9 protein-coding genes are annotated in these 21,866 nt (G+C 67.8%); 5 read left to right on the forward strand and 4 right to left on the reverse strand.

The features are described from left to right. Positions 1–304: 304 nt before the first annotated feature. From VIM12_RS03015 to VIM12_RS03035, 5 genes are all read left to right on the forward strand, one after another. The gene (locus tag VIM12_RS03015) at positions 305–784 is read left to right on the forward strand and encodes a VOC family protein (RefSeq protein WP_331940134.1); all 480 of its coding nucleotides are present in this window, start codon (positions 305–307) and stop codon (positions 782–784) included. Between the two features lie 189 nt (positions 785–973). Further along, positions 974–1,321, forward strand: a complete 348-nt coding sequence (locus tag VIM12_RS03020) for a hypothetical protein (RefSeq protein WP_331940135.1) — start codon at positions 974–976, stop codon at positions 1,319–1,321. A 413-nt stretch (positions 1,322–1,734) separates the two neighbouring features. After that, positions 1,735–2,181, forward strand: coding sequence for a CBS domain-containing protein (locus tag VIM12_RS03025; protein ID WP_331940136.1), 447 nt, complete (start codon positions 1,735–1,737; stop codon positions 2,179–2,181). A 61-nt stretch (positions 2,182–2,242) separates the two neighbouring features. Further along, positions 2,243–2,569: a hypothetical protein gene (locus VIM12_RS03030; RefSeq protein WP_331940137.1), complete on the forward strand. Its 327-nt coding sequence runs from the start codon at positions 2,243–2,245 to the stop codon at positions 2,567–2,569. 47 nt (positions 2,570–2,616) lie between these two features. Next, positions 2,617–3,990: a sialidase family protein gene (locus VIM12_RS03035; protein ID WP_331940138.1), complete on the forward strand. Its 1,374-nt coding sequence runs from the start codon at positions 2,617–2,619 to the stop codon at positions 3,988–3,990. A gap of 28 nt (positions 3,991–4,018) precedes the next feature. Here VIM12_RS03035 and VIM12_RS03040 read toward each other — a convergent pair whose 3' ends face one another. The 4 genes from VIM12_RS03040 to VIM12_RS03055 are packed head-to-tail and all read right to left on the reverse strand — an operon-like array spanning position 4,019 to position 21,805. Next, positions 4,019–5,344 (reverse strand): HlyD family efflux transporter periplasmic adaptor subunit, encoded by a 1,326-nt coding sequence (locus tag VIM12_RS03040; protein ID WP_331940139.1) that lies wholly within the window; start codon positions 5,342–5,344, stop codon positions 4,019–4,021. Between the two features lie 21 nt (positions 5,345–5,365). Beyond that, on the reverse strand, positions 5,366–6,184 hold the full coding sequence (locus VIM12_RS03045) for an efflux RND transporter periplasmic adaptor subunit (RefSeq protein ID WP_331940140.1): 819 nt from the start codon (positions 6,182–6,184) through the stop codon (positions 5,366–5,368). Between the two features lie 15 nt (positions 6,185–6,199). Continuing rightward, positions 6,200–8,245: a TolC family protein gene (locus VIM12_RS03050; protein ID WP_331940141.1), complete on the reverse strand. Its 2,046-nt coding sequence runs from the start codon at positions 8,243–8,245 to the stop codon at positions 6,200–6,202. 36 nt (positions 8,246–8,281) lie between these two features. After that, on the reverse strand, positions 8,282–21,805 hold the full coding sequence (locus VIM12_RS03055) for a VCBS domain-containing protein (RefSeq protein ID WP_331940142.1): 13,524 nt from the start codon (positions 21,803–21,805) through the stop codon (positions 8,282–8,284). Positions 21,806–21,866: the final 61 nt, after the last annotated feature.

Raw genomic sequence — 21,866 nt, forward strand, 5'->3', positions numbered from 1 at the left:
GTCGCTCCTGTCCTCCTTGCCGGCACGTCCCTGCGACATGCGATGGCACGCAAGGCAGGAAAAGGGGCCGGCAATCACGCCGGCCCTTGCCATTTCCGGATCCGCACGTTCAACGCCGGGCCGGTGCGCGCGCCGCCATGACTGCCAAGGCGTCGAGAGTCTCACCTGCATCATTCCTTCGTGTTCGATCGCTGGCGAGGGCGGGCGCGGAGGTGCGCTACCATACGCAAGGCCGGTTGCCAGCGCAATCAGGCTGTCTTCACGATCTGCACGCAGTACTTCCCATCATCCACAGGAGGGCGAAATGGTCAGCAAGAACACGGTTTGTCTTTGGTTCGACGGCAATGCAGAAGAAGCAGCGAAGTTCTACGCCGAGACGTTTCCCGACAGTGCGGTAGGCGCGATCCACACTGCGCCCGGCGACTACCCGTCGGGCAAGGAGGGCGACGTCCTGGTGGTCGAGTTCACTGTCGCCGGCATTCCGTGCATCGGCCTGAACGGCGGCCCGGCATTCAGGCACAGCGAAGCCTTCTCCTTCCAGATAGCGACAGACGACCAGGCTGAAACCGACCGCCTGTGGAACGCGATCGTCAACAACGGTGGGCAGGAAAGTGCATGCGGCTGGTGCAAGGACAAGTGGGGCCTGTCCTGGCAGATCACGCCGCGCGCCCTCACCGCGGCGATCGCCGATCCCGATCGTGCGGCAGCCAAGCGCGCTTATGAAGCGATGATGCAGATGGGGAAAATCGACATCGCGACGATCGAGGCAGCCCGGCGCGGCTGACCGTCTCTTGCCCGCCCGCCGGCCCTGAAGGCATCGAAGACCATGAAGGCCGCGCAGGATGCGGCAGCGCTTGACGTGCCGGCGCCCCGCGATCGGCATGACACGACAGCCCCTTCAGGAAACGCCGGCGATCGTCGGACGGACAGGGCAAGTGACGGTATAGTGCCCGCATTACCAATCGAGGCGACCATGCAGGAACAAAACGCACAAATGGCTTTCCGGCTGCACCAGCTCACCGGCGAGCCGCTCGCCCATTGCAGCTATCTGCTCAGCCAGACCGGCGGCGACTATGAAACGGCGCTCAAGATACTGGAGCGCATCCTGCAGCAGCGCAAGGAGGACGGGCGCTCGACCGTCACCTCCGGTGCGGATGAAGACGAAGCCGAACAGGAGCAGGCGCCACTGTCGCTGGAGCAGCGGGTCGAGCGGCTGGAAGGGCAGCTTGCCCGCCTGACCGTCAGCCTCGGGACCATGAGCGAACAACTCTCGCTGCTGCTGGACAAGCTCTCCGGGCCGAACGAGGACCCCGGCTCCTGAACGACACCGCGGGCGCGGCCGCCTGCCGCCCCGCCGGGAAATGCGGCATTGCATGCACGCTGCATCCACGGCGCGCGTGGCGCTGCATGTGGCATGTCCCGTGCTGTCGCCCCGTGCTGCATGCCTCGGCGCGTTGGGCGTAATGCGCGGTGTGCGTCCTGTTGCGCATCGTTTGCATGCACATCGGATGATGCCTGCGTCATGAACCGGCCGGCCGCCTGCCGCCGTGCAAATCTCCAGATCAATCCTGCTCTTGTCCGGCCGATACCGATGGCAACGGAAGCCGAAATGCCGCGGGCGGCACGAAACCCGAAGCAGGCATCCGCGTCCAAGCATCTCCTGTTCGCGCCCGTCGTCCCAGCGCAGCAGGGAGCAGGATGCGGGACGGATACACAGGCCGAAGGAGATGGATCATGCGAGCAAGCGATGCGATGACGAGAGACGTGCAGGTGATCGGCCCCGACGAAACCATCGTCGATGCGGCGCGGCTGATGGCGGACTGCGATTGCGGTGTGTTGCCGGTCGGGGAGAACGACAGGCTGGTAGGCATGATCACGGACCGGGATATCGTGGTGCGTGCGCTGGCCAGGGAAATGGGCGGCACGACGCGCGTCCGCGACGTGATGAGTACCGACGTGAAATACTGTTTCGAGGATGACGACCTCGACGAGGTCGCCGCCAACATGGGCGAGCTGCAGGTGCGCCGCCTGCCGGTGGTCAGCCGCGACAAGCGGCTGGTCGGCATTCTTTCGCTGGGCGACGTCAGCCACAGCGCCGACATCGATTCGACGGGCGCCGCCCTTGCGGGTGTTTCCGAATCCACGTCGCAACACCACAGCAGCGGCATGCGTCCGCACTGACCGACGAGGCAATCCGTTTGGGCAGGCGGACCGGGTTTGATGACAGCGAAAAGGAGCGAAGATGCAGATTGGCCTCATCAAGGATCGACTGAAGGCGATCGAACAGACCGTGGACCAGGTGGCGCGTACCTGCCTGCTCAGTCCCAACGCGCCGGATGAATTGCGCAGCGCGATCGGCGAGCTGGAGCGGGAGTCGGACGAGGCAAGGCGCATGGTCGACGTCGAGACCGCGGAAGACAGGGTGAAGGCGTGCGTGGACCGGCTGGAGGAGGTCGGCGACCGGATGATGCAGGTGTGTAACGATGCGCGCCTGGTCGACCCGACCTTGCAGGATGCGGTGGCGAGGGCGCATGACATGATCTCGTCCCTGAAGCACCAGCTGCACTGACCGGGGCGGACGTGCGGACGGCATCTGGCGTTCGCACCGGACTGGACATGCCCACGCCTACCGCTTCGATCCTCGCCTGTGCGCTGCTGCTCGGCGGGGCGGCGGGTGCAGGCTTTGCGCAGCAAACGGGCGGGGTTTCCTGGCAGCCGCCGGTCGACATTGCCGTCGGCCGCGGCGAGAAGGGACCCTGGGAACAGAACGACTCGCGCTACGACTACGTCGATGACCCGGCCGTCCTGCTCGATCCGCGCGGCGACGCGCTGCTCGCCTGGGTCGACCAGGGAAGCAAGGACGTGTACTTCCAGCGCATCGCGGAGGACGGCAGCCGGCGTTTCGATACGGCGGTGAATGTCTCGCGCAATCCCGACAGCTTTTCCTGGTTGCCTCGCATCGCCCAGGACGCCGAGGCACCCGCGCAGGTTTACCTGCTGTGGCAGGAAATCATCTTCTCCGGCGGCTCGCACGGCGGCGACATCCTGTTCGCCCGTTCGGACGACGGGGGCGCGCGCTTTTCTGCGCCACTCAACCTGTCGCGCTCGGTCGGCGGCGACGGCAAGGGCCGCATCGACAGCAAGACCTGGCATAACGGCAGTTTCGACCTGCTCGCGGCGCCGGACAATGTCCTCTACGCGGCCTGGACCGAATACGAGGGACCGCTGTGGATCAGCCGCTCGACGGATGGCGGCAGGAGTTTCGATGCGCCGCGCCTGGTGGCCGGCGGTCGCGGCGCCAAGCCGGCGCGCGCGCCGGCGCTCGGTCTCGGCAAGGACGGCACGCTCTACCTTGCCTGGACCACCGGCGAGGACGACGATGCCGACATCCATCTCGCCGCCTCGACCGACGGCGGTCGCCGCTTCGGCGAGCCTCGGCTGATCGGCCAGGGCAAGGGCTACGCGGATGCGCCGCGGCTTGCGACGGCGCCGGACGGCAGCATCCACCTTGTGTTCGCGCAGAGCAACGGAGGGCCATTCGCCGAGGCGCGCATTTTCCATGCGCGATCGCCCGACGGCAGCCGCTTCGGCACGCCGCGCCCGATCTCGGCGGCGCTGCCTTCCGGCTCCCGCAGCGCCGCCTATCCGTCGCTGGAGATCGATGGACAAGGACGCCTGGTGGTCATCCACGAGATGTTCGACGATCCGCGCAAGCGGTCGCGCGGCCTCGCGCTGTCGGTCTCGCTCGACGGCGGCGAGCGCTTCAGCGAGGCACTGCCGGTGCCTGCCAGCCGTGATCCCGGCGGCGGCGTCAATGGGGGCCAGCAGGGGCTGCTGATGGACAAGCTGGCGGTAACGCGGGACGGCGGCATCGCCATTGTCAACAGCAGCCTGGCCACGGAAGAACGCAGCAGGGTGTGGCTGATGCGGGGGACGCTGCAGCGCGAGGGACGGGCCGGCTGCCAGGGGCGGGCGGAAGGATGCAAATGAGGGCCGCATCCGCCCGCCGCCGGGAAAACTACACGCCGAGCGCGCGCCGCAGTGCGCGCAAGGGCTTGCGCATCACATAGTAGCCGAGCACCGTCCAGCCGCCGTAGACCTTGGCCGTGCCCTTGAGGCCCAGCCGCGGCGTGTCCTCGCCGTCGGCGAAGGCGGCCTTGACCACGTAGGCCGGCGTGCCTTCCGGGCTGGTGCCGGCTTCGTAGGACGCCTGGGTGATGGAAGCGGCATAGGAATCGAGCGGCGACACGTTAAGGTAGGCGCGCACGTCGGCACCGATGTCGAGTGCGATGGCGTCGTCGGGCGCGACATAGACGGCGAGCGCGGCCTGCGAGGGATCGGCCAGCGTCATGATCCGCTCGCCGGTCTGCACCGGGCGTCCGCGCCATTCGTCCGCATCGGCGAACAGCGCGGTGGCGGCGGCGGGCGCGACAGGCTTCAGCCGGCCGAGGAGCTCGTTCAGGTAGGCCACGTCGGCGGCACGCTCGCGTACCCGGGCGTCCAGCAGCTGCAGCTCCGCCTTGGACGCATCGTCGGAGAACGACTTGCTGGATGCGCGGGCAAGGTCGGCGCGGGCGGTGTCGAGCGCCTTGGTGGCGACCAGCAGGCGATTGCGGGTCGCGGTGTCATCCATTTCCAGCAGCAGCGTGCCGGCGGCGACGCGCTGGTTCGGCGCCACCAGGACCTGGGCGACGACGCCGTCGGCCGGCGCGGTGACCGAGACCGGATGCGCCGGCACCACTTCCGCCGGCGCCAGCACCGACAGCCGGATCGGCACCACGGCCAGCAAGGGAAGGGCCAGCAGGGCCAGGCGCCGGCGCCGCTTCGGCAGGCGGCGCCACGCGTTCGGCAGGATCGCGGCGAGGCGTTTGCGTTCCCATGCCCATAGTGCATGGCCGACGACTTGCCCCGCCCACCTCGCCAGCTCCACGTCCTCGTCCGTCCACGGGCGGTCGGCGGTCATCCAGAGGCCGCCGACGGCCTTGCCGTCGGGTCCGGAAAGCGGTACCAGCATCAGGGCTGCAGGCATCCATTCGGCGCCGTCGTCGAGTTCCGCCGGAAAATCGGTCGTCGCGACGCGCCGCACCGCGCCGTCGCCCGCCAGCAGGCTGACCGCGCGCGAGAACCAGAGGCCGAACGGCGACTTCGGTTCGATCTCGGCGAGACCCGATGCGGCGGCCAGCAGTGGCTTGCCGGAAGGGCCGGGCTTCCACAGCAAGGTCTGTTCGTGGCCGAACAGGGTGTGCGGCTCATTCGCCGCCAGGAAGTCGGCTTCATGCGCGGTGCGCGCGGAGCGCAGCCTGCCCTCGAAGGAGAGCAGGCCGGCGGGGCTTGGTGCTGTCATCGGCTGCGGCTCGGCGATTTCCTAGTTCCCCTTGGTCACGCTGTCGGGGAAAACGGCCTGGCCGATCATGCCCGGGAGCAGGTCGTCGGTCTTGCCGGTGAACTGCGCTTCGATTTCCAGCGACTGCGACACGCCGTCGACGCGGCCATTCAGGCGCGCCAGCTTGACCGGGTATTCCTTGCCGGTGTCGTTGACCCGGATCTTGAACGGCTGGCCGGGCTTCAGGCGTGCGGACCAGGAGGACGGGACATGCACGACGGCCTTGCGCTTGGCCTGCGCGACGATCTCCATCACTGGCTGGTTGATGTTGACGTTCTCTGCCTCGCGGGCCTTGAGCCGTACCACGCGCCCGGCATAGGGCGCCTTGATGCGGCAGTATGCGATCTGCGCTTCCTGCTGGCGGATCATGCTCTTGGCCTTCTCGGTGGCGGCCGCGGCCAGCGTCACTTCGAGTTCGCCGGCGGCGCCCAGACCTTGCAGCTTGAGCTTGGCGAGATGGGTTTCGCGGGCGCCGAGGTACTCGGCCTGCTGCGCCTCCAGGCGTGCCTGCGCCTCGGCGCAGTCGAATTCGACCAGGGTGGCGCCGGCGCCGAAGTTCTGGCCGATCGCATAGTGCACGCGGCGGATCTTGCCCGGCATCTGTGCCGACAGCGTGGCTTCGCTGTCGGCGCTGATCAGCGCCGACAGCTCCTTGGCGGCCTCCTGGGGCAGCGCAGCGGCGCTTGAGGCAGCCGGTGCGGACAGCGACGGTGCGGCAGGCGGTCCGTCCTGCGGTTGCGCATGCAGGGCCGGTACGGCGCACAGGAGGGCCAGGGCGGAATAGAGTCGGTTCTTGTTCATGTCAGTGATGGAGGTTCAATTCTTGGAAGTGTTGGCAGCCTTGATCGTGCCGTCGAGCTGCAGCTTGACCTGTTCGGAGTTGTCGAGCAGCGCGGCGGCGGACAGGACGGCCGTGGTCGCGGCCGGACGCTGCGCCGAAGCGGTTGCGGCGGCCTGGCTCGCCGGGCTGGCGTCGCTTGCCGCAGCTGCGGTGGCATCCGGCGCCGTGCGCCTTGCCGCGTATTCCGCGCGCAGCGGCGTCACCATCCGGTAGCCGGCGCCTTCGCCCAGCGCGCGCCACTGGTCCGGGCCGATCGGCGTCACCAGCATGCTGGACTGCTCGCTTTCCGACAGTACCGCGCCGCCTTCGCCGAGCAGGCGTACCTTCACCCTGGCCTGCTGGCCGGAGGTATTCGGCGGCATCAGGGTGACGCGGGTCTCGACCCGGTACGGCGCCGGTGCATTCGCCTCGCTCACTGCGATTTTCGACAGGCGCAGGATGCGCTGCATCGCGCCGGTAAAGGCCTGCGCCGCTTCCGGCGGCAGGCCGGCCACGTCAGGTACGGCTACAGGGCGCGCCACCGGCGCAGCCCGGGCGACGAAGGTGCTGCCTTCCCATTTCTCGAGCCGTTCGGCGAGCGCGGTCGACAGCGCGGCAGCCGAATGGCTTTCGATTTCCAGGGGCAGCGCGTCCAGGCCGACCGAGGTGTAGATGCGGCCCATTGCGCCCTGCAGCGACGCGTGCACCAGTTCGCGGTTGACGCGCGAGATCATGCGGCGCGCCTTGGCGCGGATCAGTTCGAGCTCGGTCTCGAGGCCGACGTCCTTGGATGCATTCAGGTAGCCGACGATGCGGGTATCGTCCTGCACCGCGTCGTTCCAGATGCCCAGCTCCTCGCTGAGCAGCGTGTAGCGCACGGCGGCCAGGCGGGTCTGGGCCAGTACCGCGGCGGTGGCCGCCAGGCGCCGGGTCTCGTCGACGCGGGCGGCAGCCTCGTTGCTCCGGCGTACGGCGGGCAGCGAGAACGCCTTGATCAGGTTGAACGAGACGTTCAACCCGGCCGAGGCCCAGCGGTTGTTGAGCAGGTAGCGGTTGGAATCGTAGTTGGTGCCGGCGTCCAGGCCGATGGAAGGGAGCAGCGCCAGCAGCTGCTTCTTGCCTTCCAGGTCGGTGATGCGCGCGCGATAGGCTTCCTCGCGCAGCTCCGGGCGGTTGTCCAGCGCCAGCGCTTCCAGCTTGTCCACCTGGGAAGCGAGATCGGGCGCGACGAAATCCTCGGTTTCCGCCGGCGTCAGCTTCAGCTCCTGGCCGGGGCGCAGGTTGACCAGCTGCGCCAGGTCGAGCTTCGCCTGTTCCAGCTCCTGCCGGCGCAGCGCGATCTGCTGGGTCAGGTCGAGCAGCGAACGGCGATAGGCGACGATCTGCAGCGGCGGCAGCAGCTTGCGGGTCTCGATCAGGCGGGCGCGCGATGCGGCCTGGTCGACCTCGGCCAGCAGCGTGTCGATCTCCGGCAGCAGGCGCTGCGCCGCCTCCGCGCGCCACCATGCACTGCGTACGTCCAGCAGCAGGTTCTGCTGCGCCTTGCGGCGGCGCTCCTCCGCGATCAGCGACTGGTCGGCCAGCTGCCTGGCCCGCACGTAGGACAGGCCGAAATCCAGCACATTCCAGGCGAAGGTCAGGTTGTTGGTGTGATGGGTGCGCTCCACCGCGGCGGAGGGCGTGGTGGAGATGGTGCCGGCCGGTGTGAAGCCGAAGCCGAACGCCTCGTTGTTGCGCCAGGAATAGCCGGCGGCGGCGGTCAGGCGCGGCAGCATGTCGAAGCTGGCCAGCTCCGTCTGGCCCATGGCCGATGCTTCCTCCATCAGCCGCGTGCGGTAGTCCATGTTGTACTTCAGCGCGCGGGCGACGGCGTCGGCCAGCGACATCGGTGCGGCGACGGCTTCCTGTTCGTCGTACAGGCGGCGCTGGTCCTGCTGCGCGCGCAGGTGATGATCGTCGTCGCTGATCGCGACCGGCCTGACGGCGCAGGCAGAGACCGCAAAGGTGGTCGCGATCAGGGCGGCTATTCGGGTGGGCTTCACTTTTCTTCCTGTTGGTTCGTGCAAATATCCTGAAGATCAGGCGTCGGATTTTTCGGAGGGCTTCTCGCCCTGGACCGGCTTGGCGGGGGCCAGGCCGGGTGCGACCGCTGCCAGCAGCCTGTCGAGTGCGGTTTCGCCGCGCCGTGCCTGCTTCAGCTGTTCGGAGAAGGGCAGGCTGCCGCGCGCGCCATCCTTGCCGGGACGCTTGGCCTGCTTGTCTGCCTGCTTTTCTGCGCCGGGGCCGGCGTCGCCGCGCTGCTGCGCCGCACGGTCGATCTGCAGCTTGAAACTGGTCGAGGCTTCGCGGCCCTCGTTGTCGCGCGCGGTGACCTTGACTTCGACATTGGCCTCGGCGTCGGCAGGCGGACGGCCGCTGAACGTGCCGGAGGTCGGATCGAATTCCATCCACTCGGGCAGCGGATTGCCGTCCATCAGCGTCGCCTCGAGCTGGACGATGGCACCGGGGTCGGTATGGCCGAACGCCTGTCGTTCCACGTGGTAGTCGAGGCGGCCGCCGTTGGGCACCACGGTATTGCTGATGCCCTTGAACACGAACAGCCGGTCGCCACCTTTCTGCTGGCCGTCGACCTGGCCGTTGGGCCCGCCTTCCGCCTTCATGCGCTCCACCGGGAAACCGCGGTCGGTCGATTCCAGCTTGCGGCTTTCGCTGCCTTCTGCCTGGCTGTTGGCGCCGGGCGCGTTCTCCGTCGTGACGCGCAATTCCAGCCTGCGGCCCGCCTGGTCGCTGAAGGTGTCGGCGGCGTTGCCGAAGAAGGCGCTGCCGGTGGCCGACTTGCCCGAGCCTTCGGAGCCGCCGCCGCTGTTCGGCGCCGGCGGGACGGTCACGGGAGTAGGCGGCGGTTCCGGCGTTACCGGCGGCGGCGCCGGGGGCGCCGGCGGCTCGATGTAGATGTCGGCCGCCCCGTGGATCGTCACCGTCAGGCTTGCGCTGCTGGTCGCTCCGGCGCTGTCGCGCATGGTGTAGCGGAAGACTTCGGTCAGGCGCTCGCCCGAGCGCAGGGCGTCCACCGCGGGGTGGGCATCGTCGACCAGGTAGCGGTAGCTGCCGTCGGCGTTCAGCACCAGCCTGCCGTACTGGCCGGCGAACTCGCCGCTCGTGACCACGGTCCGGCTGTCGCCGGCATCGATGTCGGTATCGTTCACCAGCACGTTGCCGGTGCTTTCAGGGCCGCGCGTCTCGTTGTTCATGCCGCCGGCCTCGACCGCGGTAGCGGTGTCGTCGCTTGCCAGCGGTGTGTCGTTGGCGCCCTCGATCGTGATCACCAGGCTGGCGCTGCTGGTCAGACCGGCAGCGTCGCGCATCGTGTAGCCGAAGTTCTCGACGAGCCTGTCGGCGGCGGTGCGCAGCTGTTCGACTGCCGTCAGGCTGTTGTTCAGCACATAGGTGTATGAACCGTCGGCGGCGATCGTCAGCGTGCCGTAGCTGCCGGCGAAGCTGCCCGTCGTCACCACCGCGCGGGTGTCGAAGACATCCGGATCGGTGTCGTTCGCCAGCACGTTGCCGCTCGGGTTGATGCCGGCCGTGCCGTTGCCGATGCCGCCGGCTTCGACCGCCGTGGCGCTGTCGTTGGCTGCAACCGGCGGCTGGTTCAGCGAGATCACGATGTCCGCGCGCGCCTGCAGGCGTCCGCCATTGCCCTGGCCGGTGCCGTTGCCGGCAGTGCCACCGCCGGTCGTGTCCGGATTCTGGTCGTCCAGCGTCCAGCGCAGCGTGACGCTGCTTTCGGTGGGCGTCGCCTGGGCGTTCGCGTAGGTGAGGTTGCGGGCGGCGGATTCCACCAGCGCGGTGGTCGCGTTGCCATTGAACTGCATGGTCAGGCTGCCGCCTGCGTTGGTGTAGCTGCCGATCGTGACGCCGCCGACGACGAGATCGCCGCTGGAAAACACCAGCGTGCCGCCCGGCCTGGCGGCGAACAGGTCGTCCGCCGAGGGGCCGCCGCTGCGCGCGATGGAGAGGCGCGCACCGTTCCAGTTGTTGCGCTCGCTGCCAAGTTCACGGTCTGCAAAGCGTACGTCCGGATCGATCACCACGCCGCCGTTGCCCGGGATGTACGGGTTGGTCGGCGAGGCGTTGACGGAGACCGCATCGAGATCGACGATGGCGGGGCCGTCGTTGACCGGCGTGACGGACAGGCGAACGTTGTCGACCAGGGACGAGAACGCGCTTGCGCCACCGTTGACACTGGCGTCGGCGCGGCCGCCCTCGGTGCCGCTGCTGCGGTCCCAGGCGCGGAAGCGTAGGCCGTCGGCGATCGGTGCGCTGGCGCCGATCGGACCGTCGCTGGTGTTGCGGTCGGCCGCCGGCACGAAATACAGGCGGGCCGACGGGCCGAGCAGCAGCGCATTGTTTTCCGCAGCGCTGCCGACAGCCTGCCAGTGGTCGCCACCATCGGTCGAGTAGTACCAGTTGCCGAGGCTGCTGTCGGCCGCGACGACGGCGATGCCGTGCGCCGCCGCCGAAAGGTCCGCATCGCTGCTGCCGCCTGCGCCAAGGATGTCGCCGATGGTCGTGCCTGCCGCGCCCGACGGCATGGGGGCATCTTCCAGCTGGACAATGCTTCGCACCGCGTCGATCAGGACTGGCGCGTCGTTGGCGCCGCTGATGCTGATGGACAGGGTGGCAGTGGTGGAGTCTCCGTCGCCGTCGACCAGCGTATAGCCGATGCTGTCGACGAGCGGGGTGCTGGTCGGACTGAGCGCATTGACCGCCGGGTTGACGTTGTCGAGGGTATAGGTGTAGCTGCCGTCGGCATGGATGACGATGCTGCCGTAGGTTGTGGCAATGCTGCTGCCTGCCCCCACCGACAGGCCGTCTGCGGTTACGGTGGTGACCTGCGCGCCGCTGCTGTCGGCCCCGCTGCGGTCATTGGTCAGGACGTTGCCGCCGGTGGTGTTCGGCGCCGCATCCTCGACGATGGCGCCGTTGTCGGCACTGGCCAACGGGGCGTCGTCCACGATCCGGACCGTCAGCGTGCCGCTGCTGGTCGCGCCGGCATTGTCGGTGACGGCAAGCGCCACCGCGTCGCTGCTTTCGGTGCCAGCTTGCGACAGCGCTGCCTTCAGCGTGTAGCTGTAGGCGATGCTGCCCGTGACGGGCACGCCGCCGACGCTGCCGCCGGCGGTGAAACCGGTCAGCGTCAGGGTGCCTTCGCTTGTATCGATCGCGCGTGGCGCGCCCGCCAGCGCCTGCAACTCGGCAAGCGTGAGCGTGACGCCGCCCACGGCAACGCTGGCCAGTCCGTCGGCCGCCGCCACCGCAATCGTGCCGGCCGTGGTTTCGCTGGTATCGGCAGCATCCGTCAGGCCCTTCTCGTACACCTCGGCCTGCCCGGTCGCGCCACCGTTGTTGTCGCTGGCCGAGATCCCCGGCGCGGCGTCGGTGTTGCCCCTGATCGTGATCGTAAGCTGCGCGACGTCGGTGCCGCCGTTGCCGTCACTGATCGTGTAGGTGTAGACCTCGGTCAGGGTCTGCCCGGTCTTGAGCTGGTTGACGGCCGCATTGTTGTTGTCCAGCGTGTAGCTGTAGCTGCCGTCCGCCTCCAGCTTCAGGCTGCCATAGCCTCCCGTCAGCACCGCACCCACCGTTCCGGATGTGCCGGAGCCGGTTTCCATGCCGGTGCGCACGCCGGTCACGGTCAGCGTGTCGCCTTCCGGGTCGGTATCCGTGCCCGCGCCGTGGATCACGTTGCCGGTCACGCTGGAGGCCGCATCCTCGGTGATGGACGCGGTGTCGTCGACCGCAAGCGGCGGGTCGTTGACGGCGGCGATGATCACATGGATGGTGGCGTCGCGTTGCAACGGACCGCCGCTGCCCTGCGGCCCCTGGTTATCGTCGCTGAAACGATAACGCAGCGTCACCTGGTTGTCGGGCTTGTCAGCAGTGTTGGCATAGGTCACCGCGCTGGCAACCGCATTGACGTCGCTGCTGCTTGCCGCGCTGCGGAAGGTGATGACCATCCGGCCGGCGGTGTTGGTGGTGATGTCGGCCACCGCCTTGGCGCCGATTGAAATGACGCCGGAGGCGACGTTCACCGCGGACGGGTCGAGGCCGAACCTGTCCTCGCCGTTCTGGGCGAAATCGGTGCCGCCGTCGCGGGCGATCGTGAGGGTCGCGCCGTTGAAATCGTCCACATGCTGGGTCACCAGTTCGGTGTCGGTGATCGTGACCGAACCGTCGATCACCACGTAGTCGCCGAGCACGTTGCGATCGGTCGCGGTGTCCCTGCCCTCGGTAAAGGTCGGCGTCGCATCGAGGCCGACGATGGCCGGCCTGTCGTTGACCGCGTTCACGACAATGCCGACGCTGGCGGTGGAGGCCGACCAGGCGAAGCTGCCGCCGAGCGTGGCCGAAATATCGGTCACGCCACCGGAGCCGTTCCAGGTGCCGTCCGCCGCACGCACGCTCAGGCTGCCCGGCGTCCCGTTGTAGTCCGCGGCGGGCACGAAGCGCACCTGGTGCTTCGGGTCGGCCAGGTCGAGGACGATCGCGGTGCTGTCGCCGACATCGGTGGCGACCGTGTTCCAGGTCGCGCCGTCCAGCGTGTATTCCCAGCGTCCTTGCGCAGGACCGGCCGCGTTGCCGACGATGGCGATAGCCGAGCGCGGGGTGGCAGTGGTGCCGCCGCCGGCGACACCGCTGCGGTCGTCCCTGGCGTCGCCGTAGGTCAGCGCCGCGGCGATGGCGCCGGCGCTCATCGCGGCCGACGCGGTGTCTTCATCGGTCGCGCCGAGGCTGGCGGTGCCGCCAAGGGTGGGCGCGTCGTTGACGGCATTGACGGTGACCCGCAGGTCGACCGCATTCGCGCTGTTGCTGTAGCGCGTGGTGCCGCCCGACTTTACCGCGTCGTCGGAGAGGTCGGCCCTGGCGCCGCTGCTGACGGCGCCGCCGGAAGCGTCGATCAGGCGCACCGTGAGCTTGCCCGGGGTGCCATGGAAATCCGCCGCCGGCAGGAAGCGCAGTTGATCGCCGGACTGCAGCAGGAACGCATTGCCTGCGGAAACCGCCGGCAGGTCGGTCCAGCCGGATCCGCTGTTGTACTGCCACTTTCCCTGGTCCGCGATCGCCAGGTTGCCCACGATGGCCACGCCTGCCATGGCATGTGCGCTCGAGCCGCCGAAGGCGGACTGGTTGTCGGTGGCATCGCTGAAGGCTGGGGCAAACAGGCTGGAGACCGTGCTCCCGGCCGGGTCCCCGTTGTCCTCCGCGACCACGATATCGATCCTGTCCGCCACGCGCGTCGGCGCGTCGTTGACTGCCGTGACGGTCAGTGCAACGGTATCCGTTGCGGTGGAATAGGGCAGGGTACCGCCATTGCCCGTCGTGTCGGCAAGCGCGCCGGCCGCCTTGCCGGCGATGTTGGACTGGTCCCAGGCGCGCACCGTCAGGCCGGCGCTCACCGTCCCGTTGACGTTGGCGGCGGGCTTGAAGTAGAGGAGGTCGGCTGCCCGCAGCAGCAGGGCGTTGCTGTCCGAAACCGCCGGCAGGACGCTCCAGTTCGCGCCGTTATCGATACTGTAGTACCAGGTGCCGAGCGTGCTGTCTGCACCGGTGACGGCAATGCCGCGCGGCGCGCTGCTGTCGGCGTCGGCGATGGCGCCGGTCAACGCGGAGACCGCGGTGCCCACGACGCCGGCCGGGACGACGGCGTCCTCGACCTGTTCCAGCGCAAGGGTGCTGTCGACCAGCACCGGCGCGTCGTTGACGCCCGTCAGGGTGACGACCTGGGCAAGCTTGACCGACAGGTTGCCGCCCGCGCCCTGGTCGTTCGACCGGGGCGGCGCGTCGCTGTCGCCATCCTCGAGCGTCCAGTCGAGCGATACATTCGCCGTCGCGCCTGCAGACAGGCTCTGGCGGCTGTTGGCATAAGTGATTTGTCGCAGCGCAGCCTGCACCTGCGACGAGGTCGCGTTGTCGCTGAAGCTCAGCGTCAGAACGCCGCCGCTATTCCTGCTCACGGTACCGATGGCGACGCCGGCGAGTGTCACGCTTTCGCCTTCCTTCAGCATGCCCAGGTTGCCGCTGGCGCCGAATGCGTCTTCCAGGCTCGCCCCGCCGGTGCGGCTGATCGTCAGGCTTGCGCCACCCCAGTTGCCGGTTTGCGAGGCGAACCAGGAAAGCTCCGGATCGCTCACAGTCAGGTCGGGCGCCAGCACCGTCGCGGTCGCGTCTTCGATATACCCGGTCCCGGCGAGACCGCCAAGCACCGGCCGGTCGTTGGTCGCCGTGACGGTTACCACCACCTGGCCCGTGCCGATCAACGCGCCGCCGGTGCCTTGGTCGTTTACGGCGCTGTCCGGATCGATATCGCCGTCGTTGATGGTGTAAGCGATCGTGACATCGCCCGTCGGGTTGTCGTTGGTGTTGCTGTAGGTGATGGCGCGCAGCACCTGGTCCACACGCGCATTGTTCGCATTGCCACTGAACGTGATGACCAGCTTGCCGCCACCATTGGTGTAGGTACCGACGATGTCGTCGCCGATCTTCACGTCGCTGCCGCTGAAGCTCACACCGCTGCCGGCGGCGAGCGCGAACACGTCGTCGCCGTTCGGGCCGTTCAGGCGCTGCAGCGTCAGCACCGCGTCCTTCCAGTTGCCGTAGTTCGACAGCTCGGCGTCGGACAGGCTTGCGTCGCCGTCCAGCACGACGCCGGTCGTCGCGTTCTCGACGAACACCGGCGTGTTGTCCAGGCCCGCGAATACCGGCCTGTTGTTGAAGCCAGTCACGGTCACCGCGATATTGGCGGTCGCAGTCTTGTCGGTGCCGCCAACGTTGCCGTTGTCATGCAGCGTCAGCCTGATCGTGTCGCTGCCCGAGAAGGAGGCGTCGGGCCGGTAGCTGACCTGGTTGTCGTCCGCCGTGAGCGCCGCGTTGAGGGCAGCCAGCGTGCCTTGCAGGACCAGTTCGCGCGAATTGTTTCCGGAGACGACCGTGACGCCCGGCGCGGCGGCGAAACTCAGGTTGCCGTGCAGGGAAGTCAGCACGAGATAGGGCAGGGAGGGGCCGTCGGCCGCATAGCTGCCGTTGTCGGCGTCGAGCGGATCGGCAAGCGTGATGCCGACTGCAAGCGGCGTCGCGCCGCCGTTTTCATCCGCGGCGACAGTGTTGCCGCCCAGCGTGATGGTCGGATCGTCGTTAACCGGCTTGATGTCGATCACCACCGTCTTGGTGGCGGTTTCCGCCGTGCCGGCTTTGCTGCCCGACACTTCCCACCCGAGGTCGCTGACATCGATCCTGACCTGCGGTTGCGACGCCAGGTTGGTATTGTTCGTATTCGCTTCCGGCGTGTACTGGAGCTTGCCCAGCATGGTTCGCAGATTGCCGGCCGTGCCGTACACGGTCAGCGTGCTGCCGTCGCCGAAACCGCTCCATCCGGTGTGTGCCGCGGTACCCGCTTCATTCGAATAGATGTTCCCCGTCGCCCCCGAGAACTGGAAGCTGCCTTTGCCGGCAAAGGTCAGCGTCAGCATGATCAGGTGGGTGTCGGAATCGATGTCGGCCAGGGAGAGGGCGTTCGTGTCCTTGAACTCGAATAGCGTGTCCTCGGTCGCACTGACCACGTCGGGCCCGCTGATGGTCGGCTTGTCGTTGACGCCGGTGACATTGACCTGTGCCGTGTCCTTGTCGGCCGAGAAGGCGCTGGTCTGCGCGGTGGAGGTGGTGTCCACCTTCGTCCGCACGCTGCCGCTGCTCTGGTCCCACGCCTTGTAGGCGAACGTCGCATTGCCGCCGTCGATCCCGTCCGGCAGGAAGCGCAGGTAGTCGGTGGCGCTCAGCAGGAGCGCGCTGGTCGCGCTGACGGTGCCAACATCGGTCCAGCTGGTGCCGTTTGCCGAATACTGCCATTTGCCGGTGGCTGTCTTGCCCACGTCGGTGATCGCAATGCCGCGGTTCGTCACCGTGTCGACGTCGCCAAAGCCGGAGTGCGTGGCGTCGGCGCCGCCGTTGACCGCGCTCAGGAAGGAGCCGACCTGGAAGCTGGCAGGCGCGGTGGTGTCGTTCTCGCTGATCGTGCCGAGGTCGATGTTGCCGCCGGACTGGTTCTTGTCCAGCACCGGCCGGTCGTTGGCCGCGCGCACGGTGACGGTCGCCGTGCCGGTCCAGGTATCCCGGCCGTCGAACGTGCGGCCGCGGCCATCGGTGTAGTCGGTGTCGCCGCCGCCGTCCACCAGGGTATAGGCGAGCGTGCGCACGCCAGCGGCGGCGTTGTTGTAATCGGTATGGGCAAAGGTCAGCGCCTCCATCAGCGCCTTCACCGCGGCAATCGTCAGCGAGGCGTTGGCGCCGCCGCTGAAGTTGATGCGCAGCGCCGCGCCGTTCAGGCCGTTCTCGACGGCGTCGATGCTGCCGATCACGACACCGCTGAAAGTGACGTCGTTGCCGGAAATGCCGATCTGGCCGGTCCCTGTCCCGAGATTGGCGATGCCGAGCTGGTCAAGGCCGTGGCCGCCGCTCTGGTAACCGACGCGCAGGTGGCCGCCGCGGAAATCGTTGCTGTTGTTGGCCAGGTCGCTGTCGATCAGCAGGATGCTGTTGTCGATGAACACAGGCGCGACATTCGGGCTTGCCGCGGTATCGCCTTCCGTGAAGGTGGCCCCGCCGTTCAGGTTGGACACCAGCGGCGCATCGTTGACCGGGATGATCCGGATATTGAACGTGCCGGCGGGTTCCCCCATGCCGCTCGAATCCGATATGCGGAAACCGAAGCTCGCCTTGCCTTCGTACTGGCCCGGATCGCTGCCTTCGTGCTGGTACCAGAGCCTTCCTTCGAGGATCTGCTTCAGCGTGATCGCGCTGCCGATGCCCAGCGCCTTGGCGGGAGCACCCGTGACCGGATCGCCGAGGTAGAGCACGCCGTGCAGCAGGTCGATGTCGGTGATGCGGTACTGCACCTGGTTCGTCGTGTTGTCGGGGTCGGTCGACGCCTGGTCGACGCCCAGCATGGCCGCGGTGATCTTCCGCGCGCCGCCTTCCGGCACGCTTTGGGCGCCATCGAGGATCAGGGTCCCGGCGACCTTCGGAATGTCGTTGACCGGGCGCACGTCTATCGTCACCGTGGCAGGCGCGCCTGGCCCTTCGACGTCTGCGGCACGATACTGGAAACTGTCGACGTAGCCATACAGCGAGGGCTCGCTGCCATCGTGGCTGTAGCTGAGCAGGCCGTCGCGCAGCTGCGCATGCGAGAAGCGTGTGCCTGCGGTGACGGCGACGCCATCGAGGTAGAGCGTGCCGCGGGACGGCACGACCGTGATCTCGTAGTAGCCGCCGCCGTTGTTGTCGAATCCCGTCACCAGGTTGTCGCTGTCGCTGACCGCCAGGATCTCGGTGGTGAGCACACGCGTCGACGCCGGGTTCGTCGGCGGACTCGAAGCCGTCTCCCCGGTGCCTTCGGCGACCGTGAACCGGGTGGACGCCGCCGCCGGCGCGTCGTTCACATTGTCAATGAAGAAGTTGACGGTGCGGGTGGGGCTGCGCGCCACGCTTCCCTTCGCCAGGTCGAGGTGGCTGGTGCCGTCGTCCACGCGCACCGTGGACTTCTCGGTGAAGCCGGCGCCGTTCGGCACGACGTCACCGGCCTGGACCACGGCGCCGTCGACGAGGTACACGCGGACGCTGTCGTTGCGCAGTTCCGAGTCCGGGTTGTGGAAGTAGGCGATCTTGCCTTGCGCCACTTCACTCACATTGAATCGATCGCCCGCAGCGAGTACCGCCCAGGCGACGCCGTTCCAGCGGCTGAGCGTGCCGCCGTCGGGCGCCTTTTCCAGCACGTAGTAGAGCTGGGCGTCGGCGGTGTCGACATCCTTGCCGTTGAGGTTGTCGAGCGTGAGCTTGGTCGCGTTGCTTACGCCGGCCAGCGAGGGCGCGCCATGTTCGTTAGGATCGGCGGTAGGGTCGCCGCCGTCGACATTGTGCTCCTTGATGACGGGCGTGCTGCTGTCCGCCTGCTCGATGACCGGCGCATCGTTGACCGGCGTGACAACCAGCGTGAAGCTGGCCGTGCCGGCGACCGTGCCGCCGCTGCGGACCACGCGGAATCCGTCGCGGTAGGTCGAGGGCGCATAACCGCCCGGTTCCTTGCCGTCGCTGACGTACACGATCTTGCCGCCGTCGATGTCGGCCTGGGTGAAGATGGCGCCGACTGCCAGCGCGATGCCGTCGCGGAAGAGCGTGCCATGTGTCGGCGCGGCGTCGAGCTGGTAGCTGCCGGAGCCAGACAACATCGTGGCGTCGATGACCCGGAAGAGCCCTTCCGCAATGGTGGCCGTCAAGGTGCCGCCGGGCCCGCCGCCCGTGATGTCCTTCGGAACGACGTTGATGTCCAGTCGCCCTGAAGCCACCCCGCCGTCGCCGTCGTTGACGGTGAACCGGAAGTGGTCCTCGTAGGTCGTCGGATCGTTGTTGTCCGGGGCTTCGCCTTCATGGGTGTATGCAAGGCGATTGGCGTCGAGGTCGGCCTGGGTGAAGGTGGCGCCGATGCCGATCCGCACGCCGCCAAGCGTCAGGTAGCCCTTGGAGGGAGCGGCCGAGATCGTGTACACACGCTTGATCGCCGCGCTGTCCTCGTCGGTCGCCGTCAACTTGTCGATGCCGATGACGTTGTCGGCCGAATCGCGGTCGACGCTGATCGGGCTGGTGATCACCACCGGCAGATCATTGACCGGCGTGACATTGATCGTGATCGTGGTCTCCGTCGTGGTCGCCAGCGCCGGGTTGCCTTCCCGCCCGCCATCGGTCACGTGCACCATGAAACTGACCTGTCCGCCATAGAGCGACGGCTCTCCGGCGGGCGGAATGTAGCGCAGCGGATGCGCCGCGATGGACGCCTCGTCCAGCCAGACCGGATTGCCTCCGTCCTTCAGGTTGGCCGCGGTGAGATCGGCATAAGCGCTGCCGGTCCAGTACTGCAACCGGCCGACCAGCGGCAGGCTGGTCAGGACCATGCGGGGATAGCCGTCCGGCGACCCCGCCCTGTCGGCGTCGGCAGGCGTGAGGCCGGCAAGATCGATGTGATCGCCGTCCTGCATGTACTCCGTGGTGGTGAACGACGTGTTGGCAACGCCGACCTGCGCATTGACGTCCGTGATGGCGATCGTGACCGTCTTCCACGGATCGAGGCCGCCGGCGCCGGTGGCGCCGATGACCCCGCCGGCGCCGTCGCGCAGGCTGAAGCGGAAGGTGTCGGTCGTGTTGCCCGACAGTTCGCCGCCGGTGTAGGCATACTTGATGGCGCCGCTTGCCAGCTCCTCGTGGGTGAAGAGGCTGCCGACGTCCATCTCGACATTGTTCTTGTACAGCTTGCCCGCGGCGGGCAATTCCTCCAGCCGGTACATCAGCTGGTCGGTGCTGTTGTCCGGGTCGCGCAGGTAGATATGCTTGAGGCTTTCGGCGTCGCTGGACGGATCGAGGTTGGCCGTGATCACGATACTGCCCCTCGCACCGCTGCCATCGCGCTCTGCCAGTGTGATCGTGTTCAGGGTCAGTTTCGGCGCATCGTTGCGCGGCGCGATGTTGATCGCGCCGGAGAGGGCGGTGAGGCTGACCGGCGTGCTGCCGCCACGGTTGCCGTCCGAGACGTCGATCGTCATGCCGGCACTGCCGCTGCGGCCGTCCCATGCATAGTACTTGAGCGTTGCCGTGCCGGACTCGGTGGCGTCCGCGGTGGTCAACTCGGCGACGAAGCGGATTTTTGCATCGAACGGCAGCAGGGTCGCTGCGCTGACGCTCGGCGAGAACGTTGTCCAGGTGCCGTTGCCGTTCAGCTGGTATTCCCAGTGTCCGGTCATGCCGTCGGAGGTGGTGCTGCCGAAGACGGCAACGCCGAAGCGCGTATCGGCGGCGTCCGCATCGGTGACCAGCGACACCCCGGAGGCACTCGCCAGGAACTGGGACACGGTCGTTCCCGGGTTTTCCGCGTTGCTGGCGTTCTCCGGGACCGGCGTCGCAATCGTGACAGCAGGCGCGCTCGGATCGGCGGGCGCGGTCACGACCGGGGCGTCGTTTGTGCCCGCGATGGTGATGGTCAGCGTCGAGCTGGACGTGTTCGTGGCGACCCCGTCGCGCATCGTGTAGCGGAAGGTTTCGGTCAGCGTCTGCCCGGGTGCCAGCGCCTGCACGGCGGGATGGGCATTGTTCAGGGTGTACGTGTAGCTGCCGTTCGCCTGCAGCGTCAGGCTGCCATAGGTTCCCGCCAGTGCCTGGCCGACGGTACCGTTCTCGGCGCCGATGCCGACGGCGGTGACGGTCTTGGATTCGTTGACGTCGGGATTGATATCGTTGGACAGTACGTCGCCGGCCACATTGGCGGCATCTTCGGCGATTGAATTGCTGTCCGCCTGCGCGGTCGGCGCATTGTTCGAGGCCGTGACGGCAATCGAGAACGTGTAGGCGCTGACGCTCAGGTCGCCGGCGCTGTCCCTGACGCGGAACTGGAAGGTGGCGGTGTAGTTGGCCGTCTTGTTGGCCGGGTTGAAACGCAGGTTACCCAGGCTGGCTGCGGCAATTTCCTGGTCGATGGTGACCAGGCTGCCGTTGAAGTACAAGTCGCCATCCGTCGGCAGGCCGGTGATCCGGACGAATGCAAGCGTCTGCCCGGCGTCGCTGTCGGTGAAGGCGAAGTCGGATGACGAGAACACCTTGAAGGAGCTTTCCGCGACCGTGGCGGAACCTGCCGCGCTGGTCGGCGCGGCAAGCAGCCCTTCGATGCCGTCAACCGCAAGACTGCGTGTTTCGATACTGCCGTGGTTCGCCTCAAGCGACCAGTCGCCTCCCCGCAGCGCACTGCCGGTGGCGTCCGTCGACGCCGAGACATCGGCCCCGGTAAGCGCGGCGATACGCGAAAGGAAGGCGTCCCCGGTCGCGCCGGCGCCAACATCGCAGCCGTAGATCAGGATGTCGGCCTGTGCGTCGAGCGCGGCGCCCCAGGCGGCGAGGTCCGCGGCCCGGGCGTCGATGGTCTCGGTCGTCAAGGCGCTTGCGCCGAGCGCAATGCCGCCTGCGCTGCCGTGGGTCAGGATGTGCACGGCGGACACCGGCCCGCCGTCTTCAAGTACCGTGCGGATCTGGTCGATCCCGTCGCCTGCGGGGTCGAGCGCGATGAACTCCGCGTCGCCGCCAAGTTCTTCGCGCAGCTGCTCGCGCGAGGAGACGCGAGGGTCATAGAATACGATCTGGCGCCCGCGCGCGGCGCTGGCATTCGCCTCGATGGCGGCAGCCTCGTTCGTGTCCGTTGCGGTGGCGTTTTCCGCGTTGGCGTTCGGGTCGGTTGCCGGCACGTCATCGTGTGGGGCAATATCGGCATCGGAAGCCGGCGCGGTCGCCTGTTCCGCAGCCGGCGGCAGCGGCGCCGGCTGAAAAGTCGCAGCATCCGCAGCCCGGGTCGGCACTGACGCCGCGTCCCCGGTCTTCGCGTCGGGAACGACGCTCGCCGGGTCCACTACCGCGACACCGTCGAACAGGATGCGTGGCTCGAGTGCCAGGAGGCGGGTTCGCGGCCGGCCAGTGGTTTTGGAAGAAGTAGGGGAGGCTGGCCGGCGCTTTGTCATTTCGTTACTCGAGGAATTCGCGTAGGAAACATTTTACGGGAATGCCATGCGGAAACGATGC

Origin of the sequence: Noviherbaspirillum sp. (assembly GCF_036563305.1) — a bacterium.
Taxonomy (GTDB): domain Bacteria; phylum Pseudomonadota; class Gammaproteobacteria; order Burkholderiales; family Burkholderiaceae_D; genus Noviherbaspirillum.

Coding starts and splice junctions, on each gene's coding strand:
- VIM12_RS03015 (WP_331940134.1), top strand. CDS start 305: ATGGTCAGCAAGAACACGGTTTGTCTTTGGTTCGACGGCAATGCAGAA.
- VIM12_RS03020 (WP_331940135.1), top strand. CDS start 974: ATGCAGGAACAAAACGCACAAATGGCTTTCCGGCTGCACCAGCTCACC.
- VIM12_RS03025 (WP_331940136.1), top strand. CDS start 1,735: ATGCGAGCAAGCGATGCGATGACGAGAGACGTGCAGGTGATCGGCCCC.
- VIM12_RS03030 (WP_331940137.1), top strand. CDS start 2,243: ATGCAGATTGGCCTCATCAAGGATCGACTGAAGGCGATCGAACAGACC.
- VIM12_RS03035 (WP_331940138.1), top strand. CDS start 2,617: ATGCCCACGCCTACCGCTTCGATCCTCGCCTGTGCGCTGCTGCTCGGC.
- VIM12_RS03040 (WP_331940139.1), bottom strand. CDS start 5,344: ATGACAGCACCAAGCCCCGCCGGCCTGCTCTCCTTCGAGGGCAGGCTG.
- VIM12_RS03045 (WP_331940140.1), bottom strand. CDS start 6,184: ATGAACAAGAACCGACTCTATTCCGCCCTGGCCCTCCTGTGCGCCGTA.
- VIM12_RS03055 (WP_331940142.1), bottom strand. CDS start 21,805: ATGACAAAGCGCCGGCCAGCCTCCCCTACTTCTTCCAAAACCACTGGC.